The sequence below is a fragment of the Streptomyces sp. GESEQ-35 genome (genome assembly GCF_017948485.1).
GTDB lineage: Bacteria > Actinomycetota > Actinomycetes > Streptomycetales > Streptomycetaceae > Streptomyces.
On sequence record NZ_JAFFSX010000023.1, the window covers coordinates 36,259 to 56,084 of the forward strand.

Sequence of the window (19,826 nt, forward strand, 5' to 3'; positions counted from 1 at the left end):
ACGCCCGCCTTCCTCAGAACCCGCACGAACCCACGAGCCGTACGCCTCGATCCGAACCCGCACGAACCCACGATCCGCACGCCCCACCCAACCCTGCACGCCCCACTCAACCCCGCGCACCCCACCCAACCCCGTACACACACAACAACCGCACACTCACCCGATGACCGAGCCCCGCCCCCCGGCGCACGCCCCCGCACCCCCTACGACGACAGCGAATTGTGCCCTACGCCACCCACCCCCCGTCCGACAGGTCTGGTCACCGCGGGGGAAGGGGGGCCCGCCGTGTTGACCCTGCTGCGAGAATTTCCCTATGGCCGAGATCATCCAGCGCGACGGGACCTGGGCCTTCGACGGCAGCACGGTCAGGATCACGCCAGGCCTGCACCGCTCCGTGCCGCTGTTCCGGCAGACGTACGGAGAGATCGCCGTGCCGCTGGAGGCCATCTCCGGCATCGTCTTCGAGCCCGAACGCAAGCGTGGCCGGCTCCGGATGCGGCTGAGAGAGGGCGCCGACCCCCTCCTCCAGGCGACGGGCGGCAGGCTGCCCGACCCGGCGGACCCGTACCGGCTCGTCGTGGACATCGACCGCTCCGGGGTCGCCGAGTACGTGGCCGAGGAGATCCGCCACGCGCTGCTCCTGGACCAGATCCCGGGCGACCCGACGAAGACCTACCTCCTGCCCGGCCCTCCGGTACCCGTCTCGGTCCGGTCCTCCGACGGCACGGTCTCCTTCGACGGCACGCAGGTGCGGATCGACTGGTCCGACTCCTCCGACCGCGTCAAACGCGCGACGGGCCCGCGGATCATCGGCATCGGCGACCTCCTACAGGTCGAGTGGCTGCCCAACTCCGGTTACGAGGACGGCTTTCTGCGCTTCGTGACCCGCGAGACGGTGTTCTCCAAACTGCCGCCGGAGAAGGACCCGTACGCCCTGGACCTCTGGGGCAGCGCTCGCCGCGACCTGCTCACCGCCCTGGTCGCCACCGCGGTCACCGCGAGGCTCCCGCACCCGTCGACCCGCACCGGCAGCGACTATGCGGAGCGCCCTCGGCTGGCGGCGTCCGTACCGCCGCAGGCCGACCACCACGACGTACTCCTGCGACGGCTGCGGGAGCTGGGCGAGCTGCACCGCGACGGCGTGCTCACGGACGAGGAGTTCGCGATGACCAAGGCGGCGGTACTGCGGGGCTTTTGAGCCGTACGAGCCCGAGGCGTCAGCTCAGCAGGTCCGGCTCGCTCCGGCTGACGTCCTGCCACAACGGCTGATAGTTGATCCACGCCACGAGATCCCCGCCCAGTTGCTCCCGCGTCGCCACCGCGGCCTTGTGGTCGATGAGGATCGGCCGCCCGGCGGCCTTCGCCGTCAGCTGTACCTTGCAGGACCGCTCCAGCGACAGGAACCACCAGGCCGCCGCATCGACCGAGTCCCCCACCGTCAGCAGCCCGTGGTTGCGCAGAACCAGCGCCTTGCGGGAGGCGAGTGCGGCGGCGATCCGGCGCCCCTCCTCCGCGTCCACGGCGACCCCGGTGTAGGCGTCGTACAGGGCGTGGTCCTCGTAGAAGGCGCAGCTCTCCTGTGTGAGCGGGTCCAGCAGATCGCCGAGGGCCGACAGCGCCCGGCCGTACACCGAATGGCAGTGCGCGACCGCTACGACGTCCGGCCGGGCCGCGTGCACCTGCGCGTGCACGGTGAACGCGGCCTGGTTGACGTGATAGCGGCCCTCGATCACCTGCCCGTCGGCGTTGACCAGCACCAGGTCGCTCACGGTGACGTGCTTGAACGGCATCCCGAACGGATTGACCCAGAAGCAGTCGCTGTACTCCGGGTCGCGCGCGGTGATGTGCCCCGAGACGCCGTCCTCGAAGCCGAGCCGCCCGAAGATCCGCAGCGCGCCCGCGAGCCGCTCCTTGCGATGCCGACGTTCGTCGTCGACCGACTCGTGCATCGGCGGCATGGCGAACCGCAGCCGGTCGGTGGGCAGCGGCGTGGGCGTGGGCGGCGTGGGCCCGTGCATAGGTTCCTCCTGCACTGGGTTCCTTTACGGGGCGGAAGTTACCGTCGGTCAGCGCAAGTGAACAGGGCTGATTTGTAAAGAAGAGGCGCGCAAAATAAATCGGACAGAAGGTGTCGGGTATCGCAGCCACACTCGACGTATGACTGCGAGCGGTACGACAGCAAACTGGGCAGCCCTCACCGCCGCCGAGCCGGACCTCGCCAAACGCGTGGAGGAACGCTTCGGTGCCTTCACCCACCATGTCCTCGCCACCCTCCGCAAGGACGGCTCCCCGCGCACCACCGGCCTTGAGGTCCGCTTCCTGAACGGCGAGCTCTGGCTCGGCATGATGCCGGACTCCCTCAAGGCCCTCGACCTGCGCCGCGACCCGCGTTTCGCGCTCCAGGCGAACCCCGGGGAGGGGCAGTCGATGGGCGGGGGCGATGTGCGGATCAGCGGGAGGGCGATCGAGGTCACCGACCCGGAGGTCAAGGCCGGATACACCGAAGAGGTGGAACCGCCGGAGCCGTTCCACCTCTTCCGCACCGAGCTGACGGAGGTCGTACGGACCTACGTCGAGGACGACAAGTACCTGGTCGTCGAGGTCTGGAAGCCCTCAGAGCCCTTGCGCCTGCTCAAGCGCACCTAGGGCCTGTCCGGCGGATCATGCCGCAGACGCGGGGTCTGGCACGCCCATCTGCCGCGTTGTCGTCGGTCGCCGACGCTCCGCGTCGACTCCCTCCTCCGCCTTGCAGCTGCACGCACCAGACCCCGCTCACCGGCGACGACCAGGGTGCCGCGGCTTTCCTGCGGCCTGATCCGCCGGACAGGCCCTAGGGCTCACTCCCACTCGATCGTCCCCGGCGGCTTCGACGTCACGTCGAGCACGACGCGGTTGACGTCGGCGACCTCGTTGGTGATCCGGGTCGAGATCTTCGCGAGCACGTCGTACGGCAGCCGCGACCAGTCGGCCGTCATCGCGTCCTCACTGGACACCGGGCGCAGCACGATCGGGTGGCCGTATGTGCGGCCGTCGCCCTGGACGCCGACGCTGCGGACGTCCGCGAGCAGGACGACCGGACACTGCCAGATGTCACGGTCGAGGCCGGCCGCGGTCAGCTCCTCGCGGGCGATGGCGTCGGCGTCACGGAGCAGGTCGAGCCGCTCCTTCGTCACCTCGCCGACGATACGGATGCCCAGTCCCGGACCCGGGAACGGCTGGCGCTGGACGATCTCGTCCGGCAGGCCCAGCTCCTGGCCGACCATCCGGACCTCGTCCTTGAACAGCTTGCGCAGCGGTTCGATCAGCTGGAACTCGAGGTCCTCCGGCAGCCCGCCGACGTTGTGGTGGGACTTGATGTTGGCGGTGCCGGTGCCGCCGCCGGACTCGACCACATCGGGGTACAGGGTCCCCTGGACGAGAAACTCCACCGCCGGACCCTCGTCCGCGATGATCTCGGCCTGCGCCTGCTCGAAGACGCGGATGAACTCCCGCCCGATGATCTTCCGCTTCTCCTCCGGGTCGCTGACTCCGGCGAGCGCCTTCAGGAAGCGCTCCTCCGCGTCCACGACCTTCAGCTGCACGCCGGTGGCGGCGACGAAGTCCTTCTCGACCTGCTCGCTCTCGCCCTTGCGCATCAGGCCGTGGTCGACGTACACGCAGGTCAGCTGGGACCCGATGGCCTTAGCGACCAGGCCGGCGGCGACCGCGGAGTCCACGCCGCCGGACAGCCCGCAGATGGCGCGTCTGTCGCCGACCTGCTCGCGGATGGCGGCGACCTGCTCCTCGATCACGTTGCCCGTGGTCCAGGACGGGGTCAGGCCCGCGCCCCGGTACAGGAAGTGCTCCAGCACCTGCTGGCCGTGCGTCGAGTGCATGACCTCCGGGTGGTACTGGACGCCGTACAGCTTCTTCTCGTCGTTCTCGAAGGCGGCGACCGGGACGACGTCCGTGGACGCGGTGACGGTGAAGCCCTCGGGGGCGGCGGAGCAGGCGTCGCCGTGCGACATCCACACCGGCTGCTCGGCCGGGGTGCCCTCGAAGAGGGTGGAGCCCGACTTGCTGACATGCAGGGGCGTACGGCCGTACTCGCGCGCCCCCGTGTTGTCGACCGTGCCGCCGAGGGTCGTGGCCATGAGCTGGAAGCCGTAGCACATGCCGAAGACGGGGACGCCGGACTCGAAGAGCGCGCGGTCGAGCCGCGGGGCGCCCTCCGCGTACACCGAGGAGGGGCCACCGGAGAGGATGATCGCCGCCGGGTTCCTGGCGAGCATCTCCGCCACCGGCATGGTGCTCGGCACGATCTCGCTGTAGACCCGGGCCTCGCGGACGCGACGGGCGATGAGCTGGGCGTACTGCGCGCCGAAGTCGACGACCAGAACGGTGTCGGGAGCGGCGGCAGCGGGAGTCGCTGATGACACGGGTTGCCTTCCGGCGGCTTGACAGGGGCTGTGCCACCGATTCTAACGGCGCCCGGGTGCACGGCTGCCGTCTCAGGATGCGAACCGGGTTTGCCGTCACCGACGGCCACGGCATACTGACCCCATGCTCTCGCACACGACGACCTTCGTCTTTACCTATGGCACCCGGCCCGCCGGCTGCCATGGTCGTGCCGCTTGAGCTACTGACAAGCGACTTCCCAGGCGCCCCGGGCTGACAAGGCCCGGGGCGCCTGACGTTTTCCGGGTCCTGCCGATCCGGGGCACCCTGCCCCATCCCTACAGAGGAGCCCCGACATGACCGCCACCGCAGCGGAGAAGACCGGCGCGCACACCCCCGAGGCCGCCGACACGATCACCGGCGCCCGTGAGCGCATCGACGCTCTCGACGACCGGATCATCGGCCTGATCCAGGAACGGATGGCGGTCTCCGCCGTCATCCAGGAAGCCCGGATCGCCTCCGGCGGCCGACGCGTGAACCTCTCCCGCGAGATGGAGATCCTCGGCCACTACAGGGAGGCGCTGGGCAAGCCGGGCACCAGGCTGGCGATGACGCTGCTGGAGCTGTGCCGCGGGAAGGTCTGAATCCGCGTTCCCGGCACAGACGTACGCATGTCCTCTCACCCGTACGGCGCGTGACCGGTGCGCAAAACGCTTCGTTGGTCCCGGTGTCCGTGCCAGCCAGGGGCGGGCCCGAAGAACCACGCGTGGCTCACCTGGAGCGATGAGACGTACGGATCGTGCTGTGCGTCGTGGGACCTCGCTCCGGTCAGGTGACCGGACGGCAGGGGACAGCAGCCCGGTCACCCAAGGGAAACGGTCGGCTCCGGGGACGCCCGGGGCCGTCCGGCGGGCAACACACCAGGACCGCCCCATGACCAGCTCTGGACCGCCTCCGGATACGGCCAAGTGACCGTACGAGGATGGGTCAAAAGGTTGCGGAGGTCCCGCCCATCCAGCACGATGCGTAGAAAGCCCCAAGTCCCGCCACGAACAACTGCATTGCCTTGCACTGGCTCACTGCCAGAGGTCCAGACCATCCGCGCGCCCCGTACGCGCCGGGTCGGCGACCCAGGGCACACAAGGCCAGCGGCGCAACCCCCCGGCGCCGCTACCCAGGCACCGGCGCTGCCCTGACGTCGGTGCTGACCAAAGAAGGGCCCCGCGGCTCAAGCCCGCGGGGCCCTTCGCTTTGGTACGTGCAGTTGGCGGACGCACATCCCCCTCGAACGGGTGTGACCCAGGCCACATAAGAATTCTGTGAAGTGCAGGACAACCATTCACAGGGTTCGTGGATCAAACCATGCGTATCAAGGGCCACACCCGCGCCGTACCGCGCGAGGCTCTCCACCCACCGCGCGCTGCCGACCGGCAGCCCACCCGGACTACTCGAGGTCTGCATGAAGCTTCGTCGTGCCATGGCTGCCGCGGCTGCGACGGCCGCCATAGCCCCGCTCGCGCTGCTGTCCGCGCCCGCCGCGTTCGCGGACGAGCCGGCCACCCCGACTGCCAGCGAGTCCGTCCCCGAGACGCCCTCCGGCACCCCGAGCGACCCGGCCACGGCGACGCCGACCGACACCACACTCCCGACGGGCACCGCGCCGCCCACCGGCACCCCGACGACCTCGGTGCCGAGCGGGAGCGCCACGCCCACCGAGAGCGAGTCGGGCGAGCCCGACCCCTCGGAGCCGGCCGAGCCGAGCGAGGACCCGTCGGACCCGACCGTCCCGTACTGCGAGGACCTCGACGAGGACTTCACCGACGCCAAGGTGTCCGCGGACATCAAGGGCCTGCCGGGCAAGATCGTCGCGGGTGACGGCTACCACGCCTTCGAGCTGGTCGTCACCAACGAGTCCAGCACCGATGTCGAGGGCGTCGCCTTCTACGCCGAGATCGAGAACTACGAGATCGACGAGGCGAAGTTCCTGAGCCCGTACGTCGACCTGGAGTTCAAGAACCCCGAGTCCGGCTCCTGGGACCGGATCGGGAACTCCGAGTGGGCCGGCGACTACTTCTTCGGCGTCGACTCGCTGAAGTCGAAGGCCAGCCAGAGCGTCGACCTGCGCGTCAGCATCGACGCCAAGGCCCCCGCCGGTGACGCCTACTCCTTCGGTTCCGGCGCCTACCTCGACAACGTCGACGGCCAGGACTGCATCGCCGAGGGCTGGGCACAGTACGACTTCGAGGTCCTGAAGGCCGGCTCGGCCAACCCGGACCCGGGTACCGCCCCGCCGAGCGACAAGGGCAGCAAGGGCTCGGTGAAGAAGCCGCAGGGCAGCATCTCCGACCTGCCGACCGGCAACCTCGCCGACACGGGCGCCAACTCCGCACTGCCGACCATCGGCCTGGTCAGCGGCGTCGCGATCGTCGCCGGTGCGGGTGCGGTGTTCGCGATGCGCCGCCGGAAGGCCGGGGCGAACGCGTAACCGGAGCTTGCCGCAAGACAGAGAAGGACCTGCGCTCGGAGGGGGGTGCAGGTCCTTCTTTCTGTCTGTCCCTTTTCAGGCCTTCGGCGGCACGGCCGGTATCCCCAGGAACGGCAGCTTCAGCGCGCCGAACGCGTCCGCCGGGACGACCGGCGACTTCGGCTCGACCGGCTTCAGACGCTCGTACGGCACACCCTGCGCGGGACGCGGGTCCGCCTCGCCCTCGTTGGGCCAGTACGACATCGCCCGCTCGGCCTGGGCGGTGATGGTGAGGGAGGGGTTCACGCCGAGGTTGGCGGAGACCGCGGCGCCGTCGACGACGGAGATGCCGGGGTGGCCGTAGAGGCGGTGGTACGGGTCGATCACGCCGGTCTCGGGTGAGTCGCCGATCGGGCAGCCGCCGAGGAAATGGGCGGTGAGCGGGGTGCCCATCAGTTCGCCGACGTTGGAGCCCGCGAAGCCGTTGATCGACTCCGCGATCGCCGACGCGCCCTCCGAAGCCGCCCTGATCTGCTTGGGGTTGGGGGCACCATGACCCTGGCGGGCGGTCAGCAGGCCTTTGCCCACGCCGTCCGGTTTGAGATACGTCGTCAGGGAGTTGTCCAGCGACTGCATCACCAGGCCGATGATGGTCTTCTCCGACCAGCGCCGGTTGGAGAGGGAGCGGAGCACCAGCAGCGGGTGGCGCGCGGCGTTCTTCAGCCAGGCCGCGACGCGCGAGCTGCCCTCGGCGTACGGGACCTGGAGGATCGACAGGCCGCCCATGGAGTTGGAGCCCTTGCCGTAACGGACCGGCTCGATATGGGTGTTCGCGTCCGGGTGGATCGAGGACGTGATGGCGACACCGCGTGTGAAGTCGACCTTCCGCTCGCCGGTGACCTTGCGGTAGCGCCGGTTGTCGGTCTGCGCGCCGACCAGGGCCTCGGAGTTGGTCCGGGTCAGTTCACCCAACCGCCGTGACAGGTACGGGAGTTGGCCGGTCGTCTTCATGCGGTGCAGCAGCGTCTGGGTGCCGTAGGTGCCGGCGGCGAGGACGACTCGGCGGGCCTTGAAGGTGCGGCCCTCGTCCTTCTTCTTGTTGTCCGTGGACAACGTGGCCACCGCGTACCCGCCCTGCGAGTCGTCCGTGACCGAGACGACCGTCGTCATGGGGTGCACGACCGCGCCCGCCTTCTCGGCGAGGTAGAGGTAGTTCTCGTTCAGGGTGTTCTTCGCCCCGTGACGGCAACCCGTCATGCACTCCCCGCACTCGGTGCACGCCTTGCGCACCGGGCCCGTGCCACCGAAGTACGGGTCCCCGGTCTGCTCGCCGGGCGCCGCCTTCGTGCTCCCGTCGGCGTCCTTGCCGTCCCCGAAGAACACGCCGACCGGCGCCATGTGGAAGGAGTCCCCCACGCCCATGTGCTCGGCGGCCGCCTTCAGGTGCACGTCCGACGGGGTCATGGTCGGGTTGAGCCGTACGCCGAGCATGCGCTGGGCCTGGTCGTAGTACGGCTTCAACTCCTCCTGCCAGTCGGTGATGTCACGCCACTGGGGGTCCTCGAAGAACGGCTTCGGCGGTACGTAGAGGGTGTTGGCGTAGTTGAGCGAGCCGCCGCCCACGCCTGCGCCGGCGAGGACCATGACGTTGCCCAGCAGGTGGATGCGCTGGATGCCGTACATGCCGAGTTTCGGGGCCCAGAGGTAGTTCTTCAGGTCCCAGGAGTTCTTGGGGAGGGTGTCGCGGGTGAAGCGGCGGCCGGCTTCCAGGACGCCGACGTTGTAGCCCTTCTCGGTGAGGCGGAGGGCGGTGACGGAACCGCCGAAGCCGGAACCGACGACGATGACGTCGTAGTCGTACGCGTCCTGGTGCACTTGTTCTCCTCATTGAGAACCGGTGGTGGGAACCGGTGAGTTCTAGCGGAAGCGGAACGCCTTCATCAGCCTCAGGCTGCGGCTCATGAACTGCGCGTACCTCTCGTCGTCCATCCCCAACGAAGGCGCCATCGGCAGCAGCCGCTGCTGGGCCACCGTCTGGGCCTCGGTGTACTTGAGGATGCCCTCGGAGCCGTGGCGGCGGCCGAGGCCGGAGTCCTTCATGCCGCCCATGGGGGACTGGACGCTGCCGTACGCGGACGCGTAGCCCTCGTTGACGTTGACCGTGCCGGTACGCAGACGGGCGGCGACCGCGCGGCCGCGGCTGCCGTTCTGCGTCCAGACGGAGGAGTTCAGGCCGTACGGCGTGGAGTTGGCGAGTTCGACGGCCTCGTCCTCGGTCTGGAAGCGGTAGATCGACACGACCGGGCCGAAGGTCTCCTCCGTGCAGACCGACATGGGTTCCGTCACGCCGTCGAGGATGGTCGGCTCGAAGAAGTACGGGCCGATGTCCGGGCGGGCCACTCCGCCCGCGACGACCTTCGCGCCCTTCTCGACGGCCTCGTCGACGTGCCTCGTCACGGTCTCCAGCTGGCGCTCGCCGACCAGCGACCCCATGTCGGCGCCGTACGCGAGGGACCTGCCGAGCCGCATCGCCTTCGTGCGGGCGGCGAAGCGCGCCACGAAGGCGTCGGCGATCGACTCATGGACGTACAACCGCTCGATGGAGATGCAGAGTTGACCGGCCGAGGAGAAGCACGCGCGCACCGCGCCCGCCGCCGCCTTGTCGATGTCGGCGTCGTCGAGGACCAGCATGGCGTTCTTGCCGCCGAGTTCGAGGGAGACGCCGACCAGCCGGGCGGCGGCGCCCTGGGCGACCTCGCGGCCGGTGCGGGTGGAGCCGGTGAACGAGACGTAGTCGGCGTGCTTGACGATCTCGGGGCCGACGACGGGACCCTCGCCGAGGACGACCTGGAAGACATCGGCGGGCAGTCCGGCCTCGATCAGCAGGTCCCGGGCCCACAGCGCCGTGAGGCACGTCTCCGTGTCCGGCTTCATGACGACCGCGTTGCCCGCGACGAAGGCGGGCAGCGCGTCGCCGACCGACAGCTCCAGGGGGTAGTTCCAGGGGGCGATCTGGCCCACGACGCCTCGCGGATGGCGTAGTTCGGTGACGCGGGTGAGCACGGGGATGGCGCCGGTGTGCCCCTTGGGCCTCAGATACGCGGGAGCCCTACGGCCGTAATGGCGGGCCGCGACCGCGACGGCCTGCACCTCCTCGTGGGCGTGCAGACGCGCCTTGCCGGTCTCCAGCTGGATGAGGTCGAGGACCTCGGCCTGGCGTTCCAGCACCAGGTCGTGGAAGCGGAGCAGGGCGGCGGCACGCTGCCGTACCGGAACCTGGGCCCAGACGGACTGGGCGTTGCGGGCCGCCTCGAAGGCCTGCCGCACATCCTCTGGCGTGGACTCGGGCAGGTCGGCCAGCTTCTCGCCGGTGAACGGCGTGTGGCTGGCGGTCCGGCCGGATCCGGCCACGCCCTTGGTGAGCTGTGCGATCAGCTCGGGGGTGACCACGTCGGCGGCGGTACGGGCGCCCGCGGGAGCGGGGGCGAGCGGGTTGGTGCCGGTCTTTTCCGGGGCCTGCGAGTCCGTCATGAGCCGCAGGGTATTCCGGAGCGGAGGCTTTGTGTACCCGGCGGTAATAGGGATTCACCGACTGCTCACACGGCGCCAGCGATCACTGGCAACAAATGCGCTGATCAGGGCGTTGGCCTGGGAGGATCAGCGGTCGTTCAGTTCGTTCCGATCTCGAGACGGTCACGGGCGCCCTTGAACGCCGCCGTGCCCTTCTTCTCGTCCGCCGTCCCCTTGGGCATGTCCACGCGCAGCTCGTACATACGGCTGTCGTCGGTGAGGATCATCAGCTCCATGACCCGCGTGGGGTATTCCTTCAGGTCGTAGGTGGTGTCGGCGAGTACGGCCTCGTGACCGTCGACGGTGGTGCGCGTGTACTGCGTCCGCGCGTCCCCCTTGTAGCTGTCCCAGCCGGCGTGCGCCTCCTGCGCCTGGCCCATCGGGGAGCGGGGCGCCTTGTCCCACTGGGTGAGGCGGATCTGGACGGTCTCGCTGTCGTCCGCGTAGATCACGATCCGCGGCTGGTTGCCGGCGTTGCCCTGCCGGGCGTACTCGTCGTAGCCGGTCGGGACGGAGAGGACGGCGCTCATCTCCTCCTCGGGATACGCGGTCCAGGGCGCGGACGTGGGGCTGGACTGTTCGACGCCGGGGGCCGAGGGGGTGCCTCCGGCCGCCGCTCCGCCATCGTTGTCGTCGACGAGGGAGGTGCCGAGCCAGATACCGCCGGCGAGGAGGGCACCGAGCAGGGCGGCGGGGAGGGGGTGGCGGAGGAGGGCGGGGCGGCGGGAGTGGGAGGCGGAGGTGGTCTCGGGGGTGGGGGCGGTCTCAGGGGTGGGGGTGCTGTCGGGGGTGGGCCGTGGCTCCTCCGCGTCGGGCTGCGGCTCCTGCGGAGCGGGCTCCGGTGTGGCGTCCGGTGCCTTTGCCGGGACCGGTACCGGGGCCTCGCCTCCCAGCCGTACCGTCCCGACGTCGTCGGCGAACTCCTGTAGCTCGGAGGCGTCCTGAGCCTCCGTCACGGGCGCCTCGCTCGCGTCGGCCGTCGGCCACCGTCCGGCCGCCGCCTCCAGGACCTTGCCGACCTCGTCCGGTTCCGGCCGCTGCTCGGGCTCCTTCACCAGCATGCGCACGATGAGCGACCCGAGTGGTCCGGCCTGCTTGGGCTCGGGCGGGTCGGTGGAGAGGATCGCAGCGAGGGTGGACTCCAGGGTCGTACGACGGAAGGGGGACCACCCTTCGACGGCCGCGTACAACAGCACGCCCAGGGACCACAGGTCGGAGGCGGGACCGGCGCCGCGGCCGGACATGCGCTCGGGGGCGATGAATTCGAGGGAGCCGACGAACTCGCCGCTGAGGGTGAGGGATTCCTCGCCCTGGACATGGGCGATACCGAAGTCGGTGAGAACGACGCGGCGGTGCGGGCCGAGGAGGACGTTGGCCGGCTTGACGTCACGGTGGACGATCCCGACGGCGTGCGCGGCGCGCAGGGCACCGAGGACGGCGAGGCCGACACGGGCGGACTCGGCCGGTTCCAGCGGTCCGCGTTGCAGCATCTCGTGCAGGGACTCCCCGCGGATCAACTCCATGACGATCCAGGGGAGTCCGTCCTCGACGACGACGTCATGGATGGAGACGGCCGAGGGATGATCGACGCGGGCGGCGGCACGGGCCTCGCGGTAGAGCCGGTTGGCGGCGCGCTGATGGCCCACGTCCTCCGGGTCGCCCGGCAACCGCGGCTGCTTGACGGCGACTTCCCGCTCCACGAGCTCGTCGAGCGCCCGCCAGACGGTGCCCATCCCGCCGGAGCCGATGCGCTCGACCAGCCGGTAGCGCCCACCGACCAGCCGGCCCCTGGGACCTGCCCCGCCCCCGTCGTTGCTCATGTCCCATGACTACCGTGCGGGAAGGCTCTTTGTCGACGCGATGCCGACGTGATGCCTTGTGATCAGGCCGCCCAGATGTGGAGGGAGAAACCGAGGTGGTCGTCGATGCGGTGCTGTCCGTCCCACAGCACCGACTGCGCACGCAAACCATCGCCGGCTTCAGCGTCGATGAGCTGACTGATCAGCGGCAGCGGCCCGCCGGCCTCGACAATCACGTCCCCCATGGATATCGATCACACGTACGGAAATGATCCAACCAGGGAATCGGTACTTACAGACCGCTGGGGGCCACGAGTGCGGAGACACGAGTCCGGGTCGAGCAACGAGGTGAGCGGCACGGTGCACGGCGCGACCATCCAGGCAGGTGTGGTCTACGGCGGTATCCGCATCGACTCCGACGTGGACTCCGTCAGACAGACACCCTGGCAGTTTCCGCCCTCCGTACGTATGGTCAACCGATCGCTGGAGCTGTCGGCGCTGGAGCGGCATCGGTCCCGTGCCACCCGGGAGGAGCGGCCGACACTCGCCTCGGTCAGCGGTCTGGGCGGCGTCGGGAAGACCACCCTCGTCCTGAGGTGGCTGCACACACTACGCCCCCATTTTCCGGGCGGCCAACTGTACGCGGATCTCGGCGCGCAGTCCCCCGACGGCCCGGCACATCCGGAAGAGGTGCTCGGGCGCTTCCTGCGGGCTCTGGGGGTCTCCGCACAGCAGGTTCCGGCGACACTCGCCGAACGGACGGCGCTGTACCGGTCCTTGACCGCCGACCGGCGTCTGGTGGTACTCCTCGACGACGCCGCGACCGCGGCCCAGGTGCGACCCTTGCTGCCCGCAGGCGGAAACGTGACGGCGGTGACCAGCCGCAGCCGGCTGCCCGGACTTACTGTCGACGGCAGCTTCCCCGTCCAGGTGGAGCCACTCGCACCCGAAGCCGGCGTGGAGCTGCTCGCGGACACCCTGGCCGACGGCCGCGTGGCCGCGCAGCCCGATGCCGCACGCAGGCTGGTCGAGCTGTGTGCCGGGCTGCCGCTGGCCGTCCGGGTCGCCGGTGCCCGGCTCGCTGCGCGGCCGGAACGCCGTATCACCACGATGGTGCGCGCCCTCGCCGAGGAGCGGGACCGGCTAGATGCGCTGGCGATCGAGGGAGACCACGATGTGCGAGCGGCCCTGGACCTGTCGTACCAGGCGCTCCCACCTGTGGCTGCCCGGCTCTACCGGCTGTTGGGCCTGCACCCTGGTCCGGAGTTCAGCAGCTCGGTGGCGGCGGCGCTCTGCGCTGAGGGGGCCGAAGGGGACGCGGTGGCGTCACTGGAGACACTGCATGACGCGAGCTTGCTCCTGGACGCCGGAGACGAACGACACCGCTTTCACGATCTCGTACGTCTGCATGCCACCACGAAGGCGCAGGAGGACGAACCACCGCAGGAGCGCGCGAAGGCCCGGCGCCGCATCGCCGACCACTACCTGGCGAGCACCACGCGGGCCGAGGAGATCATCGACCCTCAGCACCGCACCATGACCAGGGACTACGGCGCCGGCCCGGTGGTCACCGCGGATGTCGGCCGAGACCCCCAAACGGCTCTGGACTGGCTGGAACGCGAGCTGCCCGCTGTGATGGCCGTGATCCGCCAGGCTCGCACCGCAGGATTCCCGACCATCGCCTGGCAGCTGGCCGATGCACTGTGGCCCCTCTTTCTGCGGCGCAAGTTCTACGACGATTGGCATGCCGCACATGAGGAAGGACTCACGGCAGCGCAGGATCTGGGCGACACGGCAGCCGAGTGCCGGATGCTCACCTCCGGCGGGGTGGGGCAGCTCGGCTCGGGGAACCATGACCGGGCCCTGGAGATGTTCGAACGCGCGGCGCGGCACTTACTGGACGCCGGAGACCAGCTCGGACATGCCCGCACGCTCAACTATCGGGGTCTCGCCCTGCAACGGCTCGGACGGCTCGCGGAAGCCACCGACCAGTTCCGGCGCGCTGCTGCGGAGCTGCCGGAGCACGGCGACCGGCGAGCCGGGGCACTGGCCCGGCTGAACCTCGCCGATACCGCTCTCACCACCGGGCACGACGAATCGGCTCTCCAGCACGCCAGTGCCGCTTGCACCACGCTTCGCGAGGAGGGCGACACGTACAACGCCGCACGCGCGACCCTGCTCCTGGGCCGCGCGTCTCTGGCTCTCGGCCGGCTCGATCAGGCCGACGAACACCTGTCGTCGGCCCTGGCGATCCTGCGTGACATGACGGCGCGCTACGAGATGGCCCACGCCGTCAGCGGCCTGGCCGAGGTCGCCGAGCGGCGCGGCGACGCACACACCGCCCGCGACCACTACCGAGCGGCACTGGACCTCTACGCCTCCGTGGGCCGGTCCCGATCCGAGGAAGCGGAATCCGCGCGCCGTCGGCTCGGGCAGATGGAGGGCGGCAGATCGGAGGCCTGAATCTGCAGGACATACGGCAACGCCAAGCCGAACTCCTCGATGGGCAGCCCTGCCACCAGCCAGGTATGGGCGAGCGATGCAAGGGCCGCCCACACCTCCTCGGGCCGTCCCGTGTCTGCGGCGCTCTGTGATTCGAGTTCGACTACCGCCCCGTCCGGACTGAACCGGAGCCAGCAGCGGGAGCCATGGTGCACGGCCACCACTAGCGCCCCCGGATGGACAACCGCTGTCTCGGCTGCCCTCCGCGCTCCCGTGCCGTGCTCGATCAGCACGTCGGCGAGCCAAGGCGGGCGCGCCCGCGCGGGAAGCCTCACTCGGACATGCTCGTCCACAGTCACCGTCCCGGAGGCCGGGGCCAGCAGTACGCTACGGACTCGGTGTGCCGGGTCGCGCGGCTCCGTGCTCCAGAAAGAGGACATCACGGCTACGAGCGTCGTCACAGCGCACCCACGCTGCCGAGTTCGCCGTAACGCACCGTGATCGGGAGACGTGCCGGGTCCGTCGTCGTGCGGATGGCAGGGGCCCGCAGCCGGAGCTTGCGGTAGAGCAGCGCGCGCATCTTGCGGGAAAACTGGCCGGGTTCCGAGGAAATGCGGGATGCCACCCGCTCGTATCGATGCGCACGGCAGGTCGCCGAACTCCGCCTGAGCTGCGGGCGTAGCGGCCGGTCTCCGTGCAGGCGCGGTGCGAAGGACATGAGTTCGGCGAGCGGCGAGCCCGGATCCACGTCCGCGTCAGGCCGGCCCGCCATGAGGACCGGCACGCCGGTCATCGCGCCGTAGAGGGTGACCGAGCCATGGTCGCCCACGATGTAGTCGGCGGCGACTACCGCTCCGGTCCAGTCTCCGTACGGACTGACAAGGGCCAGGCCCGAGCGCCCCAGCCCGGCGAGCCAGGCCCGGACCTGCCAGGCGCCGTGCGCGTTCCAGACATGCGGATGCAGGAGTGCGGCGATGCGGAACTCGTCCTGGGGCAGTTCGCCGACCAGCCGCTCCAGGATTCCCCAGCCCTGCCCCAGGAGCGAGTCGGGTCCCCAGGTGGAACAGACGAGGACCAGCCGTTGTCCGCCTCTGGCGCCCAGGGCGTCCCGATACAGCGCCCGAAAGGGAATGCTGGCAGCGATGCGGTCGAAGCACGGGTCGCCCACCACCTCGGCCACCGGCAGGGCCTCGGGACATTCATGGCCGAGCCTGGTCACCTCCTCGTGATGGGCCAGCACGATCACCTCGGGCACCACCGCGCCGTCTCGCACCAGCCGCTGCCTGCTGAGGCCGTACACACCGCGCTGCCCCACCAGCCGGCCGGGCCGCCCGGACGGGGTGAGCTTGTTGTGGCCGGCCCCGTGCGGGAGCACGATCACTGGGGCATGCAGTTCGTGAAGGCTGCCGTGGCTCGCGGCCAGGGCAAGGTCGAAGTGTGTCTGCACCACCTGGCTCCAAGGCATCACCAGACCTCCCAGCTGGTCCAGGAACTCGGCCACACCATTGCCGAACACATCGGGTGCCTGAGTGAAGAAGGTCTGCACCCTGATGTCCCCTTCCAGCAGACGTATCGTGTCGAGCAGCCGCTGCCCGGCGATCACGGTGTGCACCACGACCAGGACCCGCCTGCGAGTGCGGCGTGTGGCCCAGCGCTCGACGTCCGGCCGTACCGGCACATGTCGCCAATGCGGCTCGGGCACTGTCACGTTCATCGTCGTCCCCCGGTTCTCCATCAATGCCTTCTCGGCCTCAGTCCTGCGCGGCCGTTGACGATGGCGTGCCCCGGGGGCTGGATGTCGGGCTTGCAGGAATCCTGCACTCCTGCGAAACCACCGCCCCTGTGCGCCCATCACGCTCCAGTGCGCCCCTGTCTCCACCCCGGGACCCCATAGAACAGTGAATTGAGTTCCGCACACATGTACGGCAGCGCCGAAGGTGACAGGAACCAGTCCCACCCACCGGGGGAAAAGGTGGAACTTCTCGCTCTGGGCCCGCTCGAGCTGTGGCACGGCGGGCAGCAGTACGAACTCGGGTCCCTACAAGAGCGCCGAGTACTGATGGTGCTGATCCACGCTCGCGGCGAACCGGTCTCCGTGGACACGCTGACGGACCGGGTCTGGAACGGGGAGCCGCCGCCAACGGCCGTGGGCACACTGCACAGTTACCTCTCCCGCCTACGGGGACGATTACGGCGGGCTGTGGGCGACGAACTGGCCCAGGTGGGACGGCCCTCACTACGGCTGTACCAACTGCGAGCCGACCCGGAGGACATCGACCTGCTGCGTTTCCAGCGACTGCGGGCGGATGCGGCGGCCGCCACGGCACGCGGGGAACGCGAACTCGCCACCGGACTGTTGCGCACCGCCGAATCGCTGTGGCGTGGCGAGCCGTTGAGCGAATTCACCGACAACCACTGGGCGCTGTCGGCGCGTGCTCGGCTGGCAGAGGAACACCGCCGGGTTCGCGAGGAACGCATCGGCCTGGAAATGGAGTTGGGACGGCATGCCGACCTCGTCGGCGAACTCCAGGAGTTCGCGTCACAGAACCCCTTCGCCCAGAAGGTGATCGGCGCACTGATGCTGGCCCTGTACCGGTCCGGACGTCACGACGAAGCCCTCGCTGTGTACCGGGACACGCGCGCAAGACTGCACGAGAGCCAGGGCATCGAGCCCGGTTTGGAACTCCAGGAACTCCATCTCCGTATGCTCGAACAGGACCGCACCCTCCTGCGCACGGAGACCATTGCCTCGGCTGCGGCCCCCGCCGCCGAGCCCCGCAACTGCCTGCCCCGGGACATCCGCGACTTCGCCGGACGCGTCGGCGAACTGCGCATCCTGCTGGCCGCGCCGTCCACGGCGGCGACCTCGGACGGCGCGGCGAACGCCCTGCCCGTCACCGTGGTCCACGGCATGCCCGGTATCGGCAAAACGGCACTGGCCGTGCACGCCGCACACCGCCTTTGCGCAACTTACCCAGACGGCCAGTTCTACATCGACCTGCGGGGCTACAGCAGTGAGCAGCCGCTCGACCCGGCTGAAGCCCTGGCCCAACTGCTGCATTCGGCCGGGTGGTCCGGTGAACTGCCGTCGGCGCCGGACGAGAGGGCCGCCAGGTGGCGGGAGTGGACCGCGCGGCATCGCGCGCTCGTGGTGCTCGACAACGCCAAGGACGCCACACAGGTCACGCCCCTGCTACCCGGGACACCCACCTGTCGGGCCATCGTGACCACCCGGAGCCGGCTGGCCGGGCTCGACGGCGCCACATCACTGCGCGTGGACGCCCTGTCCAGGGCGGAGGCAGCCAGTCTCTTCACCCGGATCGTCGGTGCGTCGAGGACGTCGGCCGAGCCCCAAGCACTGGAGCGGGTCACGGACGCGTGCGGGTGCCATCCGCTGGCTCTGCAACTCTTGGCGAGCCGTTTCCGCCACCGAGAGTCATGGCTCCTCCAAGATCTGCTCGACCGGCTGGCGCACGCGGCCGATCCACTCCAAGAACTCGACAGCCAAATCGCCGCGATCTTCTCCTTCTCGTATGCCGAACTCCGCGGCCCCTCGCGGCAGCTGCTGCGCCGCCTCTCACTGCACCCCGGACCCGACATCACCCTCCGAGCGGCAGCCGCACTGGCAGGCCCCGACTTCGAAAGAGAGCCGGGGCTGCTGGAGAGATGCATCGAGGACCTGCTGGACTCCAGCCTCCTCGAAGAGCCAATGCGCGGACGCTACCGACTGCACGACCTGACCCGTGCCTTCGGCCTGCAGGCCGGCGCGCTCGCGGACCAGGACGCGGGCTCACGCGAAGCGGTCGGCCGCCTCCTCGCCCACCACCTCACCGCCGCCCACCGAGCCGACCGTATGGCCCATCCGCACCGTCGGACGATCCCGCTGCGCCCGGAGAAGCAGTCTCACCACGCCCCGGAGTTCTCCGACACGGACGAGGCATCGGTGTGGCTCACCGTGGAGCGCGCCAACCTCCTGTCAGTCGCGCGTACGGCGGCAGCCCGCTATCCGGAGTACGCCGCGTTGTTCCCGGCTGTCCTGGCGAGGCCCCTCAAGCTCTGGGGAACGTGGGACATTGCGGCCGAACTCTTCGGCGCCGCCCTACCCGCCCTCCGCGCCTCGGGCGACCGGTCCACGCTCGCCCGCACCCTGACGGCCCGCGCGGACCTGCTGGCACAGCGCAGTCACGCAGAGGCCCAGCAGTGCGCGACCGAGGCCCTGTCAATCTGTCGGGACCTGCGCGATGCGGAAGGCCGCGCCGACGCCCTCCTCCAGTCGGGCCGCGCCCATCTCGCCGCCGGCCACGGTGGCGCGGCGATGCGTGCTCTGGAGCAGTCGCTGGCGCTGTACCGCGAGGTCGGCGACCGGTCCGGAGAAGCCGACTGCCTGAACGTACAGGGAGTGGTGTTGTACTACGCAGGGCAGTACGACGCGGCCCTGAACAGAGTCCAGCTCATGCAGGACATCTACGCCACACTGCCCGACCCGTACGGGCTGGCCCAAGCCCTCAACAACCGTGGCGAGCTGGCGTGTCTCCAGGGCCGCTACGACGACGCCCGCGAGTGCTACGAGCGCTCCCTGGCCCTGATGCGGGAGCACGGCGGCCCCCAGGACCTCGCCATCCTGGCCACGAATCTGGGTGCGGTGCACCAGGCGACAGGCCACTTGGACCACGCGCTGGCCTGTTACCGAAGAGCCCTTGCCGCCCACCGAAGCAGCGGCGATGTCCTGGGCGAGGCCGACGCCCTGATCAGGCTGGGCATGGCCCACGCCCAGTCCGGGCTCAGCGGTGAGGCACTGCTGCACCTCACCATGGCGGAACAGGTCGCCACCAGCATCGACAATCCTTACGAGAAGCTGCGTGCCCTGATCGGGGTCGCGGAGGTCCAGCGGGAAGCCGGTCGGCTCGACGTCGCGTTCAAGGGCTACGAGGAGGCGCTCGGGGTGGCACAGGGCATCGAGTTCCCCCTGGGCTCCGCACAGGCACTCGCGGGACTGACACGCACGGCTTTCCTGCGATCCCGAGGCGCTCAACTGGCCCATCGTTACGGCGAGCAGGCGGTCTCCCTGTACAGAAGTCTTGGCGCCGACACGGAGGCGGAGCAATTGCTCCAGTTGCTGGCTGAACACGAGTCGACCGGCTCCTGAGCCCCGTCCCAGGAGCCGACGACCTATA

13 protein-coding genes are annotated in these 19,826 nt (G+C 69.8%); 6 read left to right on the top strand and 7 right to left on the bottom strand.

Annotated elements, in window-relative coordinates:
- Positions 1 to 313: 313 nt before the first annotated feature.
- The gene (locus KCH87_RS34420) at positions 314 to 1,198 is read left to right on the top strand and encodes a DUF4429 domain-containing protein (protein WP_210591474.1); all 885 of its coding nucleotides are present in this window, start codon (positions 314 to 316) and stop codon (positions 1,196 to 1,198) included.
- A gap of 19 nt (positions 1,199 to 1,217) precedes the next feature.
- Here KCH87_RS34420 and KCH87_RS34425 read toward each other — a convergent pair whose 3' ends face one another.
- On the bottom strand, positions 1,218 to 2,018 hold the full coding sequence (locus KCH87_RS34425) for a class II aldolase/adducin family protein (protein ID WP_210591476.1): 801 nt from the start codon (positions 2,016 to 2,018) through the stop codon (positions 1,218 to 1,220).
- Positions 2,019 to 2,157: 139 nt separating this feature from the next.
- Here KCH87_RS34425 and KCH87_RS34430 point away from each other — a divergent pair, with 139 nt between their 5' ends.
- Entirely contained in the window at positions 2,158 to 2,646 is a 489-nt protein-coding gene (locus tag KCH87_RS34430; RefSeq protein ID WP_210591479.1) for a pyridoxamine 5'-phosphate oxidase family protein, read from the top strand.
- 191 nt (positions 2,647 to 2,837) lie between these two features.
- Here KCH87_RS34430 and guaA read toward each other — a convergent pair whose 3' ends face one another.
- Positions 2,838 to 4,418, bottom strand: a complete 1,581-nt coding sequence (gene guaA / locus KCH87_RS34435) for a glutamine-hydrolyzing GMP synthase (protein WP_210591483.1) — start codon at positions 4,416 to 4,418, stop codon at positions 2,838 to 2,840.
- 315 nt (positions 4,419 to 4,733) lie between these two features.
- Between guaA and KCH87_RS34440 the strand changes: the two genes are divergently transcribed.
- Both KCH87_RS34440 and KCH87_RS34445 read left to right on the top strand, forming a co-directional pair.
- Positions 4,734 to 5,021 (top strand): chorismate mutase, encoded by a 288-nt coding sequence (locus tag KCH87_RS34440; protein ID WP_210591486.1) that lies wholly within the window; start codon positions 4,734 to 4,736, stop codon positions 5,019 to 5,021.
- Positions 5,022 to 5,854: 833 nt separating this feature from the next.
- Entirely contained in the window at positions 5,855 to 6,862 is a 1,008-nt protein-coding gene (locus KCH87_RS34445) for a cell wall protein (protein WP_247197254.1), read from the top strand.
- A 75-nt stretch (positions 6,863 to 6,937) separates the two neighbouring features.
- On the opposite strand, the gene KCH87_RS34450 is transcribed toward KCH87_RS34445, so the two are convergent.
- The 4 genes from KCH87_RS34450 to KCH87_RS34465 all read right to left on the bottom strand — a co-directional run bounded on the left by KCH87_RS34450 (position 6,938) and on the right by KCH87_RS34465 (position 12,455).
- The gene (locus tag KCH87_RS34450) at positions 6,938 to 8,716 is read right to left on the bottom strand and encodes a GMC family oxidoreductase N-terminal domain-containing protein (RefSeq protein WP_210591491.1); all 1,779 of its coding nucleotides are present in this window, start codon (positions 8,714 to 8,716) and stop codon (positions 6,938 to 6,940) included.
- A gap of 42 nt (positions 8,717 to 8,758) precedes the next feature.
- Positions 8,759 to 10,372, bottom strand: coding sequence for a succinic semialdehyde dehydrogenase (locus KCH87_RS34455; RefSeq protein ID WP_210591494.1), 1,614 nt, complete (start codon positions 10,370 to 10,372; stop codon positions 8,759 to 8,761).
- A 137-nt stretch (positions 10,373 to 10,509) separates the two neighbouring features.
- Entirely contained in the window at positions 10,510 to 12,231 is a 1,722-nt protein-coding gene (locus KCH87_RS34460) for a serine/threonine-protein kinase (RefSeq protein WP_210591497.1), read from the bottom strand.
- A gap of 62 nt (positions 12,232 to 12,293) precedes the next feature.
- Entirely contained in the window at positions 12,294 to 12,455 is a 162-nt protein-coding gene (locus KCH87_RS34465) for a hypothetical protein (RefSeq protein WP_210591500.1), read from the bottom strand.
- A 70-nt stretch (positions 12,456 to 12,525) separates the two neighbouring features.
- Between KCH87_RS34465 and KCH87_RS34470 the strand changes: the two genes are divergently transcribed.
- Positions 12,526 to 14,673, top strand: a complete 2,148-nt coding sequence (locus KCH87_RS34470; protein ID WP_210591503.1) for an NB-ARC domain-containing protein — start codon at positions 12,526 to 12,528, stop codon at positions 14,671 to 14,673.
- Positions 14,674 to 15,109: 436 nt separating this feature from the next.
- Here the strand turns inward: KCH87_RS34470 and KCH87_RS34475 are convergent, their stop codons facing one another.
- Positions 15,110 to 16,366 carry a hypothetical protein gene (locus KCH87_RS34475; protein WP_210591506.1) on the bottom strand — a complete coding sequence of 419 codons (1,257 nt, stop codon included), beginning with the start codon at positions 16,364 to 16,366 and terminating at the stop codon, positions 15,110 to 15,112.
- Between the two features lie 258 nt (positions 16,367 to 16,624).
- Here KCH87_RS34475 and KCH87_RS34480 point away from each other — a divergent pair, with 258 nt between their 5' ends.
- Complete coding sequence (locus KCH87_RS34480; protein WP_308298989.1) at positions 16,625 to 19,798, top strand: BTAD domain-containing putative transcriptional regulator; 3,174 nt, start codon at positions 16,625 to 16,627, stop codon at positions 19,796 to 19,798.
- Positions 19,799 to 19,826 lie beyond the last annotated feature (28 nt).

Bases quoted from the DNA above. Each gene is read 5' to 3' on its own strand.
- KCH87_RS34430 (WP_210591479.1), top strand. From the start codon at position 2,158: ATGACTGCGAGCGGTACGACAGCAAACTGGGCAGCCCTCACCGCCGCC.
- KCH87_RS34460 (WP_210591497.1), bottom strand. From the start codon at position 12,231: ATGAGCAACGACGGGGGCGGGGCAGGTCCCAGGGGCCGGCTGGTCGGT.
- KCH87_RS34440 (WP_210591486.1), top strand. From the start codon at position 4,734: ATGACCGCCACCGCAGCGGAGAAGACCGGCGCGCACACCCCCGAGGCC.
- KCH87_RS34425 (WP_210591476.1), bottom strand. From the start codon at position 2,018: ATGCACGGGCCCACGCCGCCCACGCCCACGCCGCTGCCCACCGACCGG.
- KCH87_RS34465 (WP_210591500.1), bottom strand. From the start codon at position 12,455: ATGGGGGACGTGATTGTCGAGGCCGGCGGGCCGCTGCCGCTGATCAGT.
- KCH87_RS34475 (WP_210591506.1), bottom strand. From the start codon at position 16,366: ATGAACGTGACAGTGCCCGAGCCGCATTGGCGACATGTGCCGGTACGG.
- KCH87_RS34445 (WP_247197254.1), top strand. From the start codon at position 5,855: ATGGCTGCCGCGGCTGCGACGGCCGCCATAGCCCCGCTCGCGCTGCTG.
- KCH87_RS34420 (WP_210591474.1), top strand. From the start codon at position 314: ATGGCCGAGATCATCCAGCGCGACGGGACCTGGGCCTTCGACGGCAGC.
- KCH87_RS34455 (WP_210591494.1), bottom strand. From the start codon at position 10,372: ATGACGGACTCGCAGGCCCCGGAAAAGACCGGCACCAACCCGCTCGCC.